General features: G+C 31.9%; 2 protein-coding genes. Both read left to right on the top strand.

Features of this window, described 5'->3' with window-relative positions:
- Positions 1 to 435, top strand: a 435-nt coding sequence (locus FHQ23_RS12215; protein WP_176552329.1) for an MFS transporter, incomplete at its 5' end; no start/stop codon positions are given.
- Positions 436 to 499: 64 nt separating this feature from the next.
- A partial coding sequence (locus FHQ23_RS12220) for a glucuronate isomerase (RefSeq protein WP_139614560.1) occupies positions 500 to 602 on the top strand: 103 nt, incomplete at its 3' end.

The following is a 602-nucleotide window of genomic DNA, read 5'->3' on the forward strand; positions in this document are numbered from 1 at the left end:
ATTATATATTCTATAATGTATTTTATGCAGATTGAAAATGTCTGGGTTTATATTATTTTTGCTTTCTTCGGTCTGATAGGATTTAACTTCTTTATGTTAGTTATCTGGGCATTTATTACAGATATTATTGATAACCAAGAAGTTAAAGAAAATACTCGGGAAGATGGGACTATTTATGCCGTTTATTCATTTGCAAGAAAGATTGGACAAGCATTAGCTGGTGGACTTGGTGGATTTGCATTGAGTGCTGTAGGATATACTGCAGGTTTACAACAGCAATCTGAGGAAACATTAAGTAATATTTACAGTGTAGCAACATTAGTGCCAGCTATATCTTGTTTTCTATTATTTTTAATTCTTCAATTTTGGTATCCTCTTTCAAAATTAGTAATAGCTGAAAATGTTAAAGAATTAGAATCTCGTCGTAAAAATTAATAATTTTTTAAAAATAGCCTCTATCATTAGATAAAGGCTATTATATTTATATAAGGTATTTATCATGACCCCCTTTATGTGCGAAGACTTTTTGCTCTCGAATGAAACCGCTCGCCGTTTATATCATGATTACGCCGCGCAACAACCGATTTTTGATTACCACTGCC

This window comes from Testudinibacter crocodili (genome assembly GCF_006228025.1).
Lineage (GTDB): Bacteria > Pseudomonadota > Gammaproteobacteria > Enterobacterales > Pasteurellaceae > Chelonobacter.